General features: G+C 55.2%; 15 protein-coding genes and 1 pseudogene. 3 read left to right on the forward strand and 13 right to left on the reverse strand.

Features of this window, described 5'->3' with window-relative positions:
• Positions 1-136: 136 nt before the first annotated feature.
• From FGQ86_RS11375 to FGQ86_RS16705, 6 genes and pseudogenes are all read right to left on the reverse strand, one after another.
• On the reverse strand, positions 137-1,354 hold the full coding sequence (locus FGQ86_RS11375; protein WP_138304105.1) for an ABC transporter permease: 1,218 nt from the start codon (positions 1,352-1,354) through the stop codon (positions 137-139).
• On the reverse strand, positions 1,341-2,231 hold the full coding sequence (locus tag FGQ86_RS11380) for an ABC transporter ATP-binding protein (protein WP_138304107.1): 891 nt from the start codon (positions 2,229-2,231) through the stop codon (positions 1,341-1,343). The genes FGQ86_RS11375 and FGQ86_RS11380 overlap by 14 nt, the downstream gene beginning before the upstream one ends.
• Positions 2,212-2,973: a hypothetical protein gene (locus FGQ86_RS11385; protein WP_138304109.1), complete on the reverse strand. Its 762-nt coding sequence runs from the start codon at positions 2,971-2,973 to the stop codon at positions 2,212-2,214. Before FGQ86_RS11385 ends, FGQ86_RS11380 begins: the two co-directional genes overlap by 20 nt.
• Positions 2,963-3,526 (reverse strand): RNA polymerase sigma factor, encoded by a 564-nt coding sequence (locus tag FGQ86_RS11390; RefSeq protein WP_138304111.1) that lies wholly within the window; start codon positions 3,524-3,526, stop codon positions 2,963-2,965. Before FGQ86_RS11390 ends, FGQ86_RS11385 begins: the two co-directional genes overlap by 11 nt.
• A 280-nt stretch (positions 3,527-3,806) precedes the next feature.
• On the reverse strand, positions 3,807-5,468 hold the full coding sequence (locus FGQ86_RS11395) for a hypothetical protein (RefSeq protein ID WP_138304113.1): 1,662 nt from the start codon (positions 5,466-5,468) through the stop codon (positions 3,807-3,809).
• Positions 5,469-5,510: 42 nt separating this feature from the next.
• Positions 5,511-5,597, reverse strand: a pseudogene (locus tag FGQ86_RS16705) (nucleoside triphosphate pyrophosphohydrolase); the annotation flags it as partial.
• 162 nt (positions 5,598-5,759) lie between these two features.
• Here FGQ86_RS16705 and FGQ86_RS11400 point away from each other — a divergent pair.
• Entirely contained in the window at positions 5,760-6,491 is a 732-nt protein-coding gene (locus tag FGQ86_RS11400; protein ID WP_138304115.1) for a metallophosphoesterase, read from the forward strand.
• 22 nt (positions 6,492-6,513) lie between these two features.
• Here FGQ86_RS11400 and FGQ86_RS11405 read toward each other — a convergent pair whose 3' ends face one another.
• Genes FGQ86_RS11405 through FGQ86_RS11415 form a run of 3 tightly spaced genes read right to left on the reverse strand, consistent with a single transcriptional unit; the run spans position 6,514 to position 8,405 of the window.
• On the reverse strand, positions 6,514-7,182 hold the full coding sequence (locus tag FGQ86_RS11405) for an ABC-2 transporter permease (RefSeq protein ID WP_033125893.1): 669 nt from the start codon (positions 7,180-7,182) through the stop codon (positions 6,514-6,516).
• Entirely contained in the window at positions 7,179-8,030 is an 852-nt protein-coding gene (locus FGQ86_RS11410) for an ABC transporter ATP-binding protein (RefSeq protein ID WP_033125894.1), read from the reverse strand. The genes FGQ86_RS11405 and FGQ86_RS11410 overlap by 4 nt, the downstream gene beginning before the upstream one ends.
• A gap of 3 nt (positions 8,031-8,033) precedes the next feature.
• A complete protein-coding gene (locus FGQ86_RS11415; RefSeq protein WP_033125895.1) occupies positions 8,034-8,405 on the reverse strand; it encodes a GntR family transcriptional regulator in 372 nt (123 codons plus the stop codon).
• Positions 8,406-8,581: 176 nt separating this feature from the next.
• Between FGQ86_RS11415 and FGQ86_RS11420 the strand changes: the two genes are divergently transcribed.
• Positions 8,582-9,103 carry a MarR family transcriptional regulator gene (locus FGQ86_RS11420; RefSeq protein ID WP_138304117.1) on the forward strand — a complete coding sequence of 174 codons (522 nt, stop codon included), beginning with the start codon at positions 8,582-8,584 and terminating at the stop codon, positions 9,101-9,103.
• Positions 9,104-9,119: 16 nt separating this feature from the next.
• Positions 9,120-9,659, forward strand: coding sequence for a flavodoxin domain-containing protein (locus tag FGQ86_RS11425; RefSeq protein WP_033125897.1), 540 nt, complete (start codon positions 9,120-9,122; stop codon positions 9,657-9,659).
• A 54-nt stretch (positions 9,660-9,713) separates the two neighbouring features.
• Here the strand turns inward: FGQ86_RS11425 and FGQ86_RS11430 are convergent, their stop codons facing one another.
• The 4 genes from FGQ86_RS11430 to FGQ86_RS11445 all read right to left on the reverse strand — a co-directional run bounded on the left by FGQ86_RS11430 (position 9,714) and on the right by FGQ86_RS11445 (position 15,150).
• Positions 9,714-10,808 (reverse strand): FAD:protein FMN transferase, encoded by a 1,095-nt coding sequence (locus tag FGQ86_RS11430; protein WP_243127255.1) that lies wholly within the window; start codon positions 10,806-10,808, stop codon positions 9,714-9,716.
• Between the two features lie 92 nt (positions 10,809-10,900).
• The gene (locus tag FGQ86_RS11435; RefSeq protein WP_033124189.1) at positions 10,901-12,739 is read right to left on the reverse strand and encodes a bifunctional homocysteine S-methyltransferase/methylenetetrahydrofolate reductase; all 1,839 of its coding nucleotides are present in this window, start codon (positions 12,737-12,739) and stop codon (positions 10,901-10,903) included.
• Between the two features lie 3 nt (positions 12,740-12,742).
• Positions 12,743-14,056 carry an O-acetylhomoserine aminocarboxypropyltransferase/cysteine synthase family protein gene (locus FGQ86_RS11440; protein WP_033124190.1) on the reverse strand — a complete coding sequence of 438 codons (1,314 nt, stop codon included), beginning with the start codon at positions 14,054-14,056 and terminating at the stop codon, positions 12,743-12,745.
• 170 nt (positions 14,057-14,226) lie between these two features.
• A complete protein-coding gene (locus tag FGQ86_RS11445; RefSeq protein WP_033124191.1) occupies positions 14,227-15,150 on the reverse strand; it encodes a LysR family transcriptional regulator in 924 nt (307 codons plus the stop codon).
• Positions 15,151-15,553 lie beyond the last annotated feature (403 nt).

The following is a 15,553-nucleotide window of genomic DNA, read 5'->3' on the forward strand; positions in this document are numbered from 1 at the left end:
AATCACTGCTCTCTTTAACCTGCCCCTTGTTCCGCCAACTGATTTTTCTATCCAAGGCGGCGCGCCGCTTGCGACCTAGCCCTTGCCCCAACCACTCCCCAAAACAAAGCGAAGATCATTATGGAACATTTATCCCCTACCTAACCTCCACCCTCCTGCACACCCCATAAATCACAGGCTGCATGGCGAAAACAGCTATGGCGTAGACCAAGATCAAAACCGGCGGGAGGCCCGTCACTTTTCCACCGATCTCCAGCAGGCTGAAATCCTGGACTGCATTGTAGATATCCATGAGCCGGTCTGGGAAGAAGGAGCAGATTGTCGGCAGGGTAATGATCCGACTCAGGAAGGGAAGCACGCACAGCACCACAAATGGGGCCATGATGGCGATCACAGTGGAGCGGGTGATGGCTGACACGAGCATGGCGGCGGAGACGGCGAACATAGTTCCCACATAGCCTCCCAGCACGATGAGCAGGTAGGTCTCCAGGAACGTGGCATTGTAAAAATCTCTCCACAGCTCAAGCTGAATGGGACTGCCCGCCCCGCCGGCGCCGAGTACGAAGAGCACGATGAAGGTGTACGCAAAGATAAAGGCAGCGAACAGTGCGGTGGCCATCAATAGACCTGCCGCAATTTTGGCCAGAACCGCCCTGCTCCTTCCCAGCTTTGCCGACAAAAACACAGCGTCCGCTCTGAGCTGGAATTCGTCCGAAAAGATGCCTGACACGAAAAAGCCGATAAAAAGCGCCAGGATCATCATAAATGTGGAGATGTTTTTCAGGAGCGCTCCCCAGCCGTCAAAGTATTCATAGTAGAAGGGAGTGTCCAGACTTTTGTACTGGTCGAGAAGAAAGGCCTGCTGAGCCTCCGGGAAATCTTCATCCCCGGAGGTAAACCATTCCTCCAGTCCGGAAATGCGTTTTTCATAGACCTTTGCGGCCTCGTCCTCCGTGATATTGTCAATGGCGTAGTAATCATACTCCCTCCAGGGGCTGTTGGCCAGATTGATCACATCGGCAATGGACGAGATCCCCTGCTTCTCCTGAAACATCCGGTTTTCAGCCTCTGTGGAGCCCTCCGCGGAGCCGGACGAATACTCCCCGTTGATCCTGCTGTTCTCCTGGTAAACACTCCGAAAGACATCCCCCGTCAGATATCCGGCCCAGACATTTTTCTCCTCTCTGAGCTTTCCAGCCGCCCCCATTCCGGTCCTGTGGTTTCCGCTCTCGTCCACGTACTCCACTCTGCTGATAGTCAGCATGGACACGGCCAAAAGCACGATGACAAGGAGCAGGGCCGCTGTTTTGCTCCTTGTCCTGGAAAATACTTTTTTAATCTCAAATCTTATCATAGTCTTCACTCCCCGCTTTTTCTCCGAAATAATATAAAAATACATCCTCCAGCGTCGGCTTTACCGGAACCGCCCCCTGCAGCGGCCTCTCAGACGAGATGACCCTGAGCTTCACCTTCTCTCCCTCAGTCTTCATGTTTGAAATCCTGTACCTGTCGACCAGGGGCGGAACTCTCCTTTTCTCCACGCGGCAGCTCCACACCCTTTCCGGCATGGATCGGATGAGCTGATCCACGGCGCCCTGCCGGATGATCCTGCCATCCTTCATGAGCCATATTTCGTTCGCTATATACTCTATGTCAGAGACAATGTGGGTGGACAGAAGCACGAGCCGCTCCCCGGACAGCTCGCTGATCAGGTTGCGGAAGCGTATCCTCTCGTTGGGATCCAGCCCGGCCGTGGGCTCGTCCAGGACTAATATTTTCGGGTTGTTCAGCATTGCCTGAGCGATCCCGGCGCGGCGCTTCATGCCCCCGGACAAAGTCTTCATCTTTTTGTTTGCCGCCTTTCCAAGTCCCACCTTCTGGATCAGCATTTTCGTCCTCTTCCTGGCAACAGCAGGGCGAATTCCCTTGATGGAGGCGATGTAGAGCAGATAGTCCTGTACTGTAAACTCAGGGTAAAACCCGAACTCCTGGGGAAGGTAGCCAAGCAGCTTCCTGTATTCCCCGTCCATGTCAAAAATATCCCTTCCCCTGTAGGTGATAGTTCCCTCTGTAGGACGGATAAGGGTGCAAAGCATCCGCATCAGCGTAGTCTTCCCCGCGCCGTTGACTCCCAGCAGTCCATAGACTCCGTTTGTCATGGCAAGGTCCACATGGTCCACAGCCGTGAAATCCCCAAAGGTCTTTGTCAGATCATTTAATCTCAGCTCCATCAGCTATTCCCTCCCAATCATACATATTCGTTTTCAGCATCCGGTACAGGACAAGGCCAAAATACGCCCCGGCCGCCGCCAGAAGAGACAGCCACACAGGAACCGTGAGCAGCGTGTACACCCTGTCATTGAGCACAAGAAACAGCCACAGGGCGCTCCACAGCATGCACAGCGCCGCCGCTGTCACCTCATTTACCCGGCTGCTGCACAGTGTGCGCAGGCAGATGCAGGCAGTGACCGTCATGGGTAAGAGGAATTCCACCAACAATTCCGTCACAGGGACATGCAGCCGGGACACAGCCACGCCGAAAAACAGGGTGAGAAGCAGGGTATCCGCCAGTCCAAAGAGGAGCATCCTGGCCGCGTAAATCTGTCTCAGTGTATAGTAGGAGGCCAGCTCGACCTCCATGCTCTGGCAGGCCCTGTTCTTCCAGATCTCCGGAATGACAAGGATGACAAACAGTGTGGCCGCCACCCCCATGCTTCTCTGCACATAGGCGTCATCCTCCACAGGCACAAGGGCTATCCACAGCAAAATGAGCAGAGCGAGCTGACACAACCACCACCTCTTGCGTATCAGCGCCAGCTGTCCCCAGACAAATTCATGGAAGGTCAGCAGCCTGTCCTGCTCGGACAGAAGGAACGCCTCCTTTGACCTCCTGACCGTCTCCTGCAGTCTCTCCTCCTCTGCGTCTTTTTGCAGCATACTTCTGTACTTTTCCAGCTTGTTTTCAAATTCCATCTTCCTCTTCACCTCCTGGCTGCAGCAGCTGTCTTAGCACATTCTTCGCCTGTCTCAGGCGGTATTTGACCAGCGGCGTCTTAATTCCCAGAGTCTCGGCGATCTCCCGGAGCTTCAGGCCGCTGAAATAGTAGAGGATCACCGCCTCCCTCTGCTCCTCCGGAAGCTTTTTCAGGGCGGACTCTATGGCGATCCTGTCCAGAAGGAGCTCCCTGTCCGCAGAGCTCTCCCTGTTCAGATCTGTCTGTTCCAGCTTTTCTGTCAGCTCCCGTTCCGGGGCCGGCATTTCCTTTCTTTTTTTCAGATAGTCAAGGCACAGATGCCTTGCTATGGTGTACAGGTAATTTTTTGCCTTCTCCCTGTGACAGTAGGCAGACAGCCGGGCGAAAAAGCGGGTAAAGGTCTCCTGGGTCAGATCCTGGGCATCCTCTCTGTTCCCGCAGCGGCAGATGCAATAAGCCAGGATATCCCTGTAATATTTGCGCACGAACAGATCAAAGGCCTCCTCGTCCCCCTGCTTCATCCTTCTGATCAGGACAAGATCCAAGTCCACACACCCCCTTTTCGCCTTTTATCCTTCCCTCTATTATATATAACGACTCAACCGTCCAAAAGGATAGTCCATCCCCACAGAAAATGCAGCCTTTCTGCGTCTTCTCAGATGTATATTTGGCATCAAAAAACACCAGGCCCGCAACCCGGACCTGGTGTCAAAAACCTCTGCCATACTCTCTTTTTTCTCTGCCCGCACTCTTTACCTTTCCCCGCCGTCCCTGCGCTTTCTGATCCTTCTCTCCCTGACAACACGCCCTTACGGGCGCTGACAGCAGTTCCTACTCCTCCAGGCTCCTCCTCGCCTCCCGGGTAATCTCCTCCGGGAACCCGAACACCTCCAGCAGGCGCACTGCGTTGGTCTGGCGGCAGATGCCGGGATGGATCCTGTAGTCAAAGGCGAGGCCCTGCTCGTAGGCCTCCTCGCAGAAATAGAAGCCTTCATACCCTGCCGGCCCGCTGACCAGATTTTCCGCGATCTCCAGGTCGTGGGTGGCGGCGATCACAAGGCAGCCCTTCTCCCGGAGATACTGAAGGACGGCCGTGGAGGCGGCGATCCGCTCCTTTGTGTTGGTTCCCCGCAGGATCTCATCTATGACAGCCAGCACGGGCCGGCCCTCATCCACCTTCCGGATGATCCGCTCCATGGACCTTATCTCCTTGATGAAATAGCTCTCCCCCGCCAGCAGGTTGTCCCGTATGGCGATGGAGGTGTACACGTCAAAGGGATACAGGCGGGCCCTGGAGGCGGCGCAGGTGTGGACGGACGCGGCCAGCACCGTTCTGATGGCCGCCGCCTTTATAAAGGTGGATTTCCCCGAGGCGTTGGAGCCGGTGATGATGCACCCGGTCTTCAGGGACAGGTCATTGTACACCGGCTCGTCGATGAGGGGATTATAGAGATCACGCAGCTCCAGCTCCCTGTGTCCGGAATACTCCGGCACGCAGAAGAGGGGGAGGCTCCTGCGGAAGGAGGCCGCGCACACCGCCACGTCCAGCTCTCCTGTGATAAGAAGGATGCGAAGAACCTCCTCCCTGTGGGCGCTGATCTCCTTCATGGCCCTGTTGTAGTGGACAAAATCCACCAGGAAGGCTCCCTTCACATACACCCTGACCAGCTCCGACAGATCTGTGCTGTACTGGCTCTGCTGCCTTTTGCGGAGAACCCGGAGCACCTTGTTCAGCTTTGCGGCCGCCTCCTTTGTCCCCTGGAACTTTTCCCGGAAATGTCCGCCGCAGATCCTGTCACTCTCTGCAAGATTTCCTGCAAGTGAGGTGAGAGCCTGAACCGCGCTGATGATTTCCAGATTGATCTCATAGCTGCTCCTTTTCAGCGCGTACACGCACATGTTGACGAGAAAAAGGAACAGGAAGGGCGACAGCATCTCCATATTTCTGAAGAAAATGGCGGCCCCAAGGCCGCCCAGAAGGCTGGCAATGAGGAGGATCTGCAGCACCTGGTAGACCCAGGGGTGCTCCAGCTCAAAAATCTCCGGCTCTGTGATGAGCTCAGGCACATAGCAGCTGTTTTCCCTTTTGCCCAGGTCAAACAGGCGAAGCTGTAGCTCCTGCCTTTCCTTTTCGTTCCGGTCCAGCCAGGTGATGTCCTCCTCCAGTGCCGCCAGCCTGTCCGGCTCTGTGTCCATATCCCTCATTCTCTTGTAGAGAACCTGCTCCCCCATCCAGGAGCAGCAGGTGTTGACCCTGGCAAAGACGTCGTCCATGTCCAGATCGCTCCAGGTGATGTCGTCCAGCCCGTTTTCTGCCTTTGTCTTCTCCCAGAGTATCCTGGTCTGCTCAGAGGGGCGCTCCCCCTCCTCCGGCTTCTGTCCGAAGGAGGAGAGAAGCCTTGCTCTCTTCCATTTTCTTCCTGTACGGTGGTTCCAGGCGGAAACCAGGACTGTAAAAACAACCAGGCCCGCCACTATGATCATACCTGTCATAATCGCTCCTTATCTGAAAATTATCTGTCTTTGAAATCTGATTTCTTCTATACATGTCTTCTTAAGACTTGCATGTGTCTGTTCCCTGTCCCACGGACATCCGTCCGGCTCCCGAAGCCGCGCGATGACCTGCCGGAATTCTTCAAACTTCGTCATAGTGTTTTACTCCTTTGTTGTGTTGAAGAATTGTAACATTTTTTCCATGTACTTTCTACTTTTTCTTCTTCCATTTCTCCATTTCTGCTATAATGAGATAAGTTCTAATAGAAAAAGCGGCAAAGGAGGAGCGCCATGCACTATGTGATCAGTGATATTCACGGATGCTACGATGAATACAGGGAAGCTCTGGAGAAAATAAATTTTCAGGACTGTGACCTTCTGTACGTTCTGGGTGACTGCATTGACCGGGGTTACGCCTCTGTCAAAGTCCTCAAAGACATGATGTACCGGCCTAATGTCATCCCGATCGTGGGAAATCACGAATATATGGCCCTGGATGTATTAAAGGACCTGTGTGTGGAGATCACAGCTGAAAATGCTGAAACACTGCTGGACGCGGAAATGCTTTTGAAGTATGCTGACTGGATGAAAAACGGGGGAGACCGGACAATCCAGGAGTTCCGCGCTCTCCCTATGGACGAAAAACTGGAAATCCTGGACTATCTTGGTGATTTTTCTCTGTATGAGGAAGTGTCTCTCAGCGGAAGGAATTACCTTCTTGTACACGGTGGTCTGGAGCCGTTCCGCGAGGGCATGGATGTGGAGGATTTCTCCGTGGCACAGCTTCTCTTCTCAAAGGCCGACTACGACAGGATGTATTTTTCTGACAGGTTCACTGTTACCGGGCACACGCCTACCATCTCACAGCCGGGAAATAAGGGGACTGTCATCAAACGGAACAACCACATTGCCATTGACTGCGGCTGTGTATTCGGCTATAATCTGGCAGTGTACTGTATGGAGACAGACCATGAAATCTACATTCCTTATAAACATAAAAAAGACTGCGGACCAGAGCCGTAGACAGAAGAAACTCCCCGCTCTCCTAAAACTCTTTCTTCTCCAGTATCCTCGCGCTGATAAATATGGAGACCGCCATCACGGCCGCCGCTGCGGCTATGCACACCGCAGCCACGCCGGCCAGTCCCATGCGCCCCATAGTCCTCACAGCCGCCTGCAGGGCTTCATTGTCCAGATCCGTCAGCTTTACGATGCCAAAGACGAGAGCCATGACGCCCAGCAGGACGATGAGCATGGCGATCCGTCCCTTTTCCGGCCCGAATTTGAGCTGGAAGGGGATCATGACAGCCAGGAAGAGGAGCAGAAGGGCCGCGCTCACTCCGGCAGTGAACAGGGTCTCTCCCATTTGCCCGGCGTCGGCCGTCCGGCCGGTGTACACAAGGATAAAGGCCAGGATGAGGAGGAGCCCCGCTCCGCCTGTCACGACACCGAAGATATATTTCTCCGCCGCGTATACTTTTCTCTCAAAGGGCAGCGTAAAGAGGAAGGCGTTACCGTTGTCGTACTCGTCGTAGCTGATGGTGCTCAGCACGAAAAAGGAGCTGACAAATCCCACATAGGGGAGCACAAAGGTGGCAGGCGACGACCCGGCCCCGTTTGTGATCGTGAGAAATGCCGCCATGACAAACACTAATATAAAGAAGTTTTTCTGATTTTTCAGCAGTTTGAAATCCTTGATCAATAATCCTTTCATACTCGTTCACCCCTTATCATCATTGTGATCATATCGTCGATGCCGCTGTTTTCTATCACGACCTTCGGATAGTTTTCCAGGTAAAACTGCTTCTGGTCCGTGAGGGCGCTGTAGCCGTAGGGCTCCTTTTTCACCCGCAGGAGATACTGCCGGTCCACAGAGGCGTACTGCTCCGGATCCAGCTTCAGAAGGCCGTAGCTTCCAAGCAGCACATCCGTCTCCTCGTGGAGGATGATGCGCCCCTCATGGATCATGTAGAGGTCGTCACAGATCCCCTCCAGGTCTGTGGAAATGTGGGAGCTGATCAGGATCGACCTGTTCTCGTCCTCCTCCATATACTCCCGCAGGATGCCAAGAAGGCTGTCTCTTGCCACCACGTCAAGCCCTGCCGTGGGCTCATCCAGCAGAAGGAAATCCGCCCTGTGGCTGATGGCGATGAGAAGCTTCAGCTTCGCCTTCATGCCGGTGGAAAATTCTTTGATCTTCCTGTCCACGGGGATCTGGTATCTGCGGCACTTCTCCAGAAAGTCCGCCCGGTCAAAGGTGTGGTAAAAGCCTCTCAGCATGGCCGCCGTGTCCCGGACTGTCAGATATTCGCTGACACCGGAATTGGACAGCACCACGCCCAGCCTCTCCTTATCGGCTGTTGTCAGAGCTTTCGTCTCCTTTCCCATCAGGGTGATCCGGCCGCCGTCCGTGTGGATCAGTCCCAGGATTGCCTTAAATGTCGTGCTCTTTCCCGCGCCGTTCTGTCCCACAAGGCCGGTGATACAGCCGGGCTGCACCTCCAGAGAGCACTCCAGAGTGAAGCGGTCGTAGTTTTTTCTGACATTTTCTAACTTTAACATAGCCTAGTCCTCCAAAATGAGTGAAAATAATTCTTTTATCTCTTCATCCTGCATCCCATATCTTCTGCCTTTCTGAATGGCCAGTTCAAGATCGGCTTCCACTTCCTTTCGCTTCTCTTCCTTCATCAGTTCCGTGTTGGAGGCTGCAATGTAGGTGCCTTTCCCGTGTACAGTAACTGTGAAGCCCTCCTGCTCCAGGTTGTCATACGCTTTTTTTACAGTCAGGGCGCTGATCTTCAGCTCCTTTGAAAGCGACCTCACAGAAGGAAGCGGGTCGTTTTCCTTCAGTTCACCTTTCAGGATCAGGGCCTTCACCTGCTCGATGATCTGCTCGTAAATCGGGATCATGGATGAATGGTTGATGATGATCTGCATATTCATCCTCCTTCTGATAAACAGTATATAACAGTATATCACTGTTGTCAACTGTTATATACTGTTTGTTCCAAACATTTTTTCCGGATTTTTATCATTGACTCTCCCATCATTTTAGTATAGTATATAAGTAACCAGTTACTTATATACTATACTAAGAAAGGAATGATTGAGACGTGCAGCTATCGGATCTGATTGAAAAATTCAGGCACACAAGAGACGGGCAGGCGCGGGCCGTCTTCAGCACCATCTTCATTGCGGGGAACCGGCTCCAGACCTCCTTTGACAGGGCGGACGGCCAGGTCACTATGAAACAGTTCATGCTGCTGACCATGTTGCGCCAGTCCGGGAAGGACATGACCTTCACCCAGCTGGGAGAGCTTCTTGGCTGCTCCCGGCAGAACATCAAAAATCTGGCCGCCTCCCTGGAGAAGAAGGGGCTGGTCACCATCTCCCGAAATCCCCGCGATGGCAGGGCCTGCGTCATCAGTCCCACAGAGCAGCTGCCACGATATTTTCAGCAGGCAGCTCAGCTCCACACAAGGAAGCTGAGGGATCTTTTTTCCGTCTACTCAGACAAGGAGATAGAGCAGCTGTTCCGGCTTCTCATGAAGCTGTACAGCGGGATAGACCGGCTGGAGCAGCCGGAACAGCAGTCGGAACAGCAGCCGGGACAAAAAGAGCAAAATGAGGGATGAAAGCAGGAGGGATACTATGAGTGAGACGATGGTGCTTTACAGCTCCAGATACGGAGCAGCCAGGCAGTATGCCCACATAGCAGCGGAGGAGCTGGGCCTGGGCGTACGGGATGTTAAGGATGTCAGGAGCGCTGCCAGCGGGGATATCATGAAAGCTGACCGTATCATCCTGTGCGGCGGCATCTACGCCGGGGGCCTCTCCGGCGTCTCCTGGCTGAGAAAGAACAGCGCAGCGCTTGCAGGTAAGAAGGTGGTCCTCTTCGCCGTGGGGGCCTCCCCCTGGGATGAGAGGACTGTGGGGCAGCTCAAGGAACGGAACTTAAAAGGACTGCCCGGGAACGTAGTCCTCTTCTACGGCCGGGGCGCCTGGGATGAGTCCGCCATGAGCTTTAAGGACAGAACCCTCTGCCGGATGCTGCAAAAATCAGTGGCCAAAAAGGACCCGGCCGCCTGGGAGCCCTGGGAGAGAGCCCTTCTTGAGGCCGCCGGCCGCTCCTGCAGCTGGATCGACAGAAAATATCTGGAGCCGGTATATGAATACCTGGCCGCGCCCTGAGAGGGACATCTGCCGGGATCTGCGTTTCCCGGGATTTACAAAAGAGGGATGAGCCTACTGCTCATCCCTCTCTATCACATGGGTATCCATATTTCCGAAATCACTGCTCAGTGTAAACTGATCTTCAATCCCCTCTGTGAGATAAATCTGACCGTCCTGGGTAACCAGGATCATCTCAAAATCCTGGTGGTCCTGCCAGTACCGGGAAGCCTCATCCAGCCCCTTTACGAACATGGACGTAGAGAGGGCGTCCCCTCTTTTTCCCTCCTCCGTGATGATGGTAACGGAAGCCAGGCCGTTGTCCACAGGGTATCCCGTGTCCGGGTCAATGATGTGCCCGTATTCTTTTCCGTCTTCCCCCACAAAATACCGCTCGTAGTTGCCGGAGGTGACGACCGCGCAGTCGGAGGCAAGGAGCATGCCCAGGACTCCCTCACCCCCGTCAAAGGGGCTGCGGATCCCCAGCCGCCAGTCTCCCCCGCCGGGCCTTTCGCCCACAGCCTGGATGTTGCCTCCCAGGTCGAGAAGGGCCGATGTGACGCCTTCGTCTTCAAGGAGCTGAGCCAGTATGTCCCCTGTGTATCCCTTTCCCACAGCGCCCAGATCAAACTCCATGCCGGCGGGAAGCTGGACTGTGGTGCCGTCCAGCTGCACCCTCTCATATCCCACATTGGCCAGGAGGGCGTCCAGCTCCTCCTGGGAGGGTATCCGGTTCTCGTCTGTGGTAAATCCCCAGGCCTCCAGCACCGGGTAGATGGTGGGGTCCAGGTCTCCCCCCGTCTCCTCTGCCATCTCCAGGGCAAAGCCCACAATATCCGCCGTGTCCTCGCTCAGGGTCACCGGATTTCCCCCGCTGTGATTGAGCTGGTAGATCTCACTGTTCTCATTTGTCACGGACCACTCGTCCTCCAGCTTCTCCACCTCGTCCTGGGCCTTTTCCAGGGCCGCCTGGGCCTCGTCGCCGTAGGCTGTGAGGGTCATGTAGGTGTCCATGGCAAAAAATTCCACCTGGGCCTGGTCTGCGCCCTGCCTTCCTCCCCCGGAGGATGAAGCCTGCCCGGAGCAGCCCGCCAGGGCTGCCGTGCTTCCCATGAAAGCCGCCGCGCACGCCAGGGCGGTCAGGCCGGTCCATCTCTTTTTATACTTCATCTGCATTCTCCTGTCTGTGATTTTTTCGTTCTTCTCCAGTATACAGGAAAATGCTCTGCGAATGAAGTACCAGTTTTTCTGTTTCTGCGTGATCAGCGAATTTTCTCCAAAATCTGAGCGATCATGGCGGCCCGGTTAAAGGGCACCATAAAATAGTATCCGTCCGTGATATCGCGGAGCTTTTCCGCGATCTCCACGGCGATCTCCACGCCCACCTGCTGGGCCTCCTCCCTGCTCATGTCCCTGTCGTACCGGGCGATGATCTCGTCGGGCACGCTGATGCCGGGAATCTCATTTTTCATAAACAGGGCGTTCCGGTAGCTTACAAGGGGCATGATGCCGCAGATAATCTTCGTGTCTATCCGGGATTTGATATACCGGATCCGCTCCATGTCCTCATCTGAGTAGATGGGCTGGGTCAGGAAGAAGGAGGCGCCTGCCTCGCATTTCTTCTCCATCCGCCTGATCTCCGCGTCCAGGTTGGCCCTTCCGTAGTTGAGGGCTCCGCCGTATGCCACCGGATCCCGGGCAAAATGCTCCCTGTTCATGCGCTCCAGGTATTTCATAAGGCTCACTGAGTGGAAGTCGTAGACGGAGGTGACCACATCCCTCTCCCCTGAAGGCACCGGATCCCCGGTGACAAGGAGGAAATTGCGGATGCCGTTCATGTAGGCTCCCAGTATCTGGGCGCCCATGCCGATGACATTTTTGTCCCGGCAGGCAATGTGGGGCATGGTCTCCACCTGCAGGCGGCCCGCCACCTTCACGGCGGACATGGCGGAATCCGCCCGCATCCGCCCCATGGGGGAGTCGGAGAAGGTGATCATCTCCACCCCGGCTGCCTTCAGGGCAGCCGCCGCCTCCATCATCCTGGCGTCATTTCCGTCGTGGGGCGGATCCAGCTCGGCGATCACCACCTTCTCGCCGGAGTAGAGCCGGCGGATGAAGGGGTTGCTGTTGTAGCTGATATCCTTGTCCGCCCTCTCCTCAGGCCGGTCTGTGAACCGCCTGGGGATCATCCTTCCCCCGGGCATCCGGGACAGCTGCCGTATGTAGGCTGGGCTGGTGCCGCAGCAGCCGCCGATAATGTTGACTCCAAGCCCCGCGATCTCCTCCATGGCCTCCCCGAAATAGAGGATATTATCCCTGTATACGTTCCGATTCTGGATCCGATCCGCATAGCCGGCGTTGGGGGCCGCGAACACCACCAGGTCGCCGAAATCCTGCCTGCGCAGCACTTTTGCCAGATGGGCCGGCCCTACGCCACAGTTGAAGCCGATGCCATCGATCTCCGAGCTCTCTCTGGCTGTTCTGACCAGATCCGCCGCGCCAAGCCCGGCGTTGGTATAGCCGTACATGTTGACGGAAAAGCTGGCCATAATGAAGGCGTCGCTGACAGAGCGGATCCACCGGGCCACAGGGAGAATTCTCTTAAAATCAGAAAATGTCTCGAACCAGATCAGCTTCACCCCCGCATCCAGGTGGGCTCTTGCAATCGTCTTGTATTCCTCCAGTATCTCCTGCTCGCCGGCCTCCTCTTCTCCGCTTCCGTGCTCCGGTATGGGTCCTATGTCTCCCGCAATGTAAACCGGTCTTCCGGGCGCCTCTTTTTCAATCGCCTCCCCGGCGATACAGCAGGCTGCCCGGACATTTTCATACACCTTCCCCAGGAGCTCCTCCCGGGAGGCCTCCCCCCAGGTCTGGGACAGGGTCTCTGTGTTGGAGGCAAAGCTGTTGGTCCGCAGAATGTCCGCCCCCGCTCTTATGTATTCCCGGTGGATGGCCTCGATCTTCTCCGGCGCCGCCACATTGTCCAGCTCCGGGAAGCGGCTGCCTCCCCCGTATATTTCTCTGTAGTAGGTTCCCATAGCGCCGTCTGTGACAAGCCGGCCTGACCGGAACAATTCTCTGAAATCTGTCTCTTTTTGCATTGATCAATCTCCGTTTCTAACTGCCTGGAAGGCCGTCTCCAGAGCGGCGATCAGATCCTCCGCCCGCTCGATCCCGATGGACAGGCGGATGGTGTTGGGCCGGATCCCCTGTTCCTTCAGCTCTTCCTTCGTGCACTGGCTGTGGGTGGTGGTAGCCGGATGGATCACCAGGGACTTTACGTCCGCCACATTGGCCAGCAGAGAGAAGATGGGCAGGCTGTCGATAAATTTCCGGGCGTCCTCTTCCGTTCCCCTGATCTCAAAGGTGAAAATAGAGCCGCCTCCATTTGGCAGATACTTTTTATATAAAGCATGAGTGGGCTCCCTGTCAAGAGAAGGATGATGGACAGCCTCCACCTGGGGATGGGCTGCCAGGTATTCCACCACCTTCAGCGCGTTCTCCACATGTCTCTCCACCCGCAGGGAGAGGGTCTCCAGCCCCTGGAGGAGAAGGAAGGCGTGAAAGGGGGACAGTGTGGCCCCTGTGTCCCGCAAAAGCACGGCTCGGACGTAGGTGACAAAGGCGCTGCCTGGCGCCGCCTCGGCAAAGGATACGCCGTGGTAGCTTGGATTGGGCTCTGAAAGCCAGGGGTATTTGCCGGACGCTTTCCAGTCAAAGCTTCCGCCGTCCACGATGACTCCCCCAAGAGCTGTCCCGTGTCCTCCCAGGAATTTGGTGGCGGAGTGGACCACAATGTCCGCCCCGTACTCGATGGGCCGCACCAGGTAGGGGCTGGCAAAGGTGGAGTCGATCACCAGGGGAATGCCGTGCCTGTGGGCGATCCCGGCCAGCGCCTCGATATCCGCCAGGTTGGAATTCGGATTGCCCAGCGTCTCCGCGAAGATGGCCTTTGTGTTTTCCTGGATAGCCGCCTCAAAGGCTCCCTCCTCCTCCGGGTCTACGAAGGTGGCCGTGATGCCGCTTGTCTGCGGAAGGGTGTGGGCCAGAAGATTGTAGGTTCCGCCGTATATAGTCCTGGATGCCACAATGTGCTCCCCCGCCTTTGCCAGAGCCTGAAAGGTGTAGGTGATGGCCGCCGCGCCGGAGGCTGTCGCCAGAGCCGCCGTGCCGCCCTCCAGGGAAGCGATCCTCTTCTCGAACACCTCCTCCGTGGGATTGTTCAGCCTCCCGTAGATATTGCCGCCGCTTTCCAGGCTGAACAGATCCTGCGCATGCTGGCAGTCCTGGAACACGAAGGACGTGGAAGCATAGATAGGCACGGCCCGGGCTCCTGTGGCCGGATCCGGCTGATCCTGTCCTATATGCACCTGCCTTGTCTCAAAGCTCCAGTTTTCTGTATTTCTTACATCTTTCATGGTAGGTTCCTCCTCTTTTTCTATTTGTGTCTGTATCTGCTTTTGTCTGGGCCTGTTTCTGTCTGGGTCTATCCTACCACGGCCAGTCCTTTCCGGCTAATACAGAAAAAAAATAGCCGGTTATAGTTTCAAGCTATAACCGGTCTGTCTGTATTTATCCTCCGCAGGTCTCACTGTCCTGTCCCCAGGTACTTCCTCAGCTCCTGGATATAGAGCTCCCCCATCCTGCTGGGGATCATGTTCTTTCTGACAATGTAGCCGATCTCCATGGTACTGTTTCTGTTCTCCTCGTCGTCCTGGAAGGGCACTGCCACAAACTCGTTTCCGTTCAGCTCCTCACAGATGATGCCGGAACAGAGGGTGTAGCCCTTCAGTCCCACCATCAGGTTCAGCATGGTGGCCCTATCGTTAGCCCGAATGATACGGGGATACTCATTGGTGGACAGGATTTCCTCCGCTAGGTAGAAGGAGCTGTCATCCCCCTGCTCAAAAGCAAGGCAGGGATAGGGCTCCAGCTGTTCAAACCGGATGGACTCCTCCCCGGCCAGAGGATGGTTCTTCCACAGGTAAACAAAGGCCTGGCAGTCGATCAGATGGTGGAACACAACCCCCGCCGACCTGAGCATCTTCTCCAGACTCTTCCGATTGAATTCAGACAGGTACAAAACGCCGATCTCGCTCTTCATGGTACTCACATCACGGATCACCTCCGCTGTCCTTGTCTCCCGGATGGCGAATTCATACTTGGACATGTCAAATTCCTTGGCCATGTCCACAAAGGCCTTCACAGCAAACGAGTAGTGCTGGGTGGAGACGCCGAACTTTTTCTTCTGGGAGCCTCCCTTTCCGTATTTTTCCATGACCTCCTCGTACTGGCCGTAGAGCTGCCTGGCATAGAGAAGGAACTCAGCCCCGTCCCCTGTCAGAGTGACTCCCCGCCCGCTGCGGTAGAACAGGGTGATCCCCAGCTCTTTTTCCAGCTCCCGGACAGCGCTGGTGAGTGAGGGCTGGGAGACATACAGAAGCTCCGCCGCCTTGTTGATGGACTTTGTTTCTGCTATGGTGATGATATAATTTAACTGTGTCAGTGTCATTGTCTCCCTCTCTCTTCCGTTTTCTACCTGCGGCCCCTCCTCCCGGGCCCGGCTGCCTCGTCGGCCCTATTCCAGCACCTCATATGTTCTCCTTCAGTATAATATAAATTCTTTCATTTATGCAACTATATATGCCTTATGTCCCGCCACCAACGGCATCCCCTCCCCTGTGCTCTCTTGCGTCTGTACCGTAAAAACTGCACGGTTTGAAAAGTGAAAATCCGCCCTGAAACCGGGATGAAAACAGTAGAACGCAGATGCGAGAACCGCATCTGAATTCCAGGAGCGGCATTTTCGCTCCATTTCTCAGAGCTACAGAGTCCATCCTTAGAGTATAATTATCATTGGCAAAAAAAGGGAAGAGATCGAAACCTCTTCCCAATCATACAGATTTATCTTATTG

Origin of the sequence: Clostridium sp. BSD2780061688st1 H5, from assembly GCF_005845155.1 — a bacterium.
Classification (GTDB): domain Bacteria; phylum Bacillota; class Clostridia; order Lachnospirales; family Lachnospiraceae; genus Claveliimonas; species Claveliimonas intestinigallinarum.

Coding starts and splice junctions, on each gene's coding strand:
- FGQ86_RS11375 (WP_138304105.1), bottom strand. CDS start 1,354: ATGATAAGATTTGAGATTAAAAAAGTATTTTCCAGGACAAGGAGCAAA.
- FGQ86_RS11380 (WP_138304107.1), bottom strand. CDS start 2,231: ATGGAGCTGAGATTAAATGATCTGACAAAGACCTTTGGGGATTTCACG.
- FGQ86_RS11385 (WP_138304109.1), bottom strand. CDS start 2,973: ATGGAATTTGAAAACAAGCTGGAAAAGTACAGAAGTATGCTGCAAAAA.
- FGQ86_RS11395 (WP_138304113.1), bottom strand. CDS start 5,468: ATGACAGGTATGATCATAGTGGCGGGCCTGGTTGTTTTTACAGTCCTG.
- FGQ86_RS11400 (WP_138304115.1), top strand. CDS start 5,760: ATGCACTATGTGATCAGTGATATTCACGGATGCTACGATGAATACAGG.
- FGQ86_RS11405 (WP_033125893.1), bottom strand. CDS start 7,182: ATGAAAGGATTATTGATCAAGGATTTCAAACTGCTGAAAAATCAGAAA.
- FGQ86_RS11410 (WP_033125894.1), bottom strand. CDS start 8,030: ATGTTAAAGTTAGAAAATGTCAGAAAAAACTACGACCGCTTCACTCTG.
- FGQ86_RS11415 (WP_033125895.1), bottom strand. CDS start 8,405: ATGCAGATCATCATCAACCATTCATCCATGATCCCGATTTACGAGCAG.
- FGQ86_RS11425 (WP_033125897.1), top strand. CDS start 9,120: ATGAGTGAGACGATGGTGCTTTACAGCTCCAGATACGGAGCAGCCAGG.
- FGQ86_RS11430 (WP_243127255.1), bottom strand. CDS start 10,808: ATGAAGTATAAAAAGAGATGGACCGGCCTGACCGCCCTGGCGTGCGCG.
- FGQ86_RS11435 (WP_033124189.1), bottom strand. CDS start 12,739: ATGCAAAAAGAGACAGATTTCAGAGAATTGTTCCGGTCAGGCCGGCTT.
- FGQ86_RS11440 (WP_033124190.1), bottom strand. CDS start 14,056: ATGAAAGATGTAAGAAATACAGAAAACTGGAGCTTTGAGACAAGGCAG.
- FGQ86_RS11445 (WP_033124191.1), bottom strand. CDS start 15,150: ATGACACTGACACAGTTAAATTATATCATCACCATAGCAGAAACAAAG.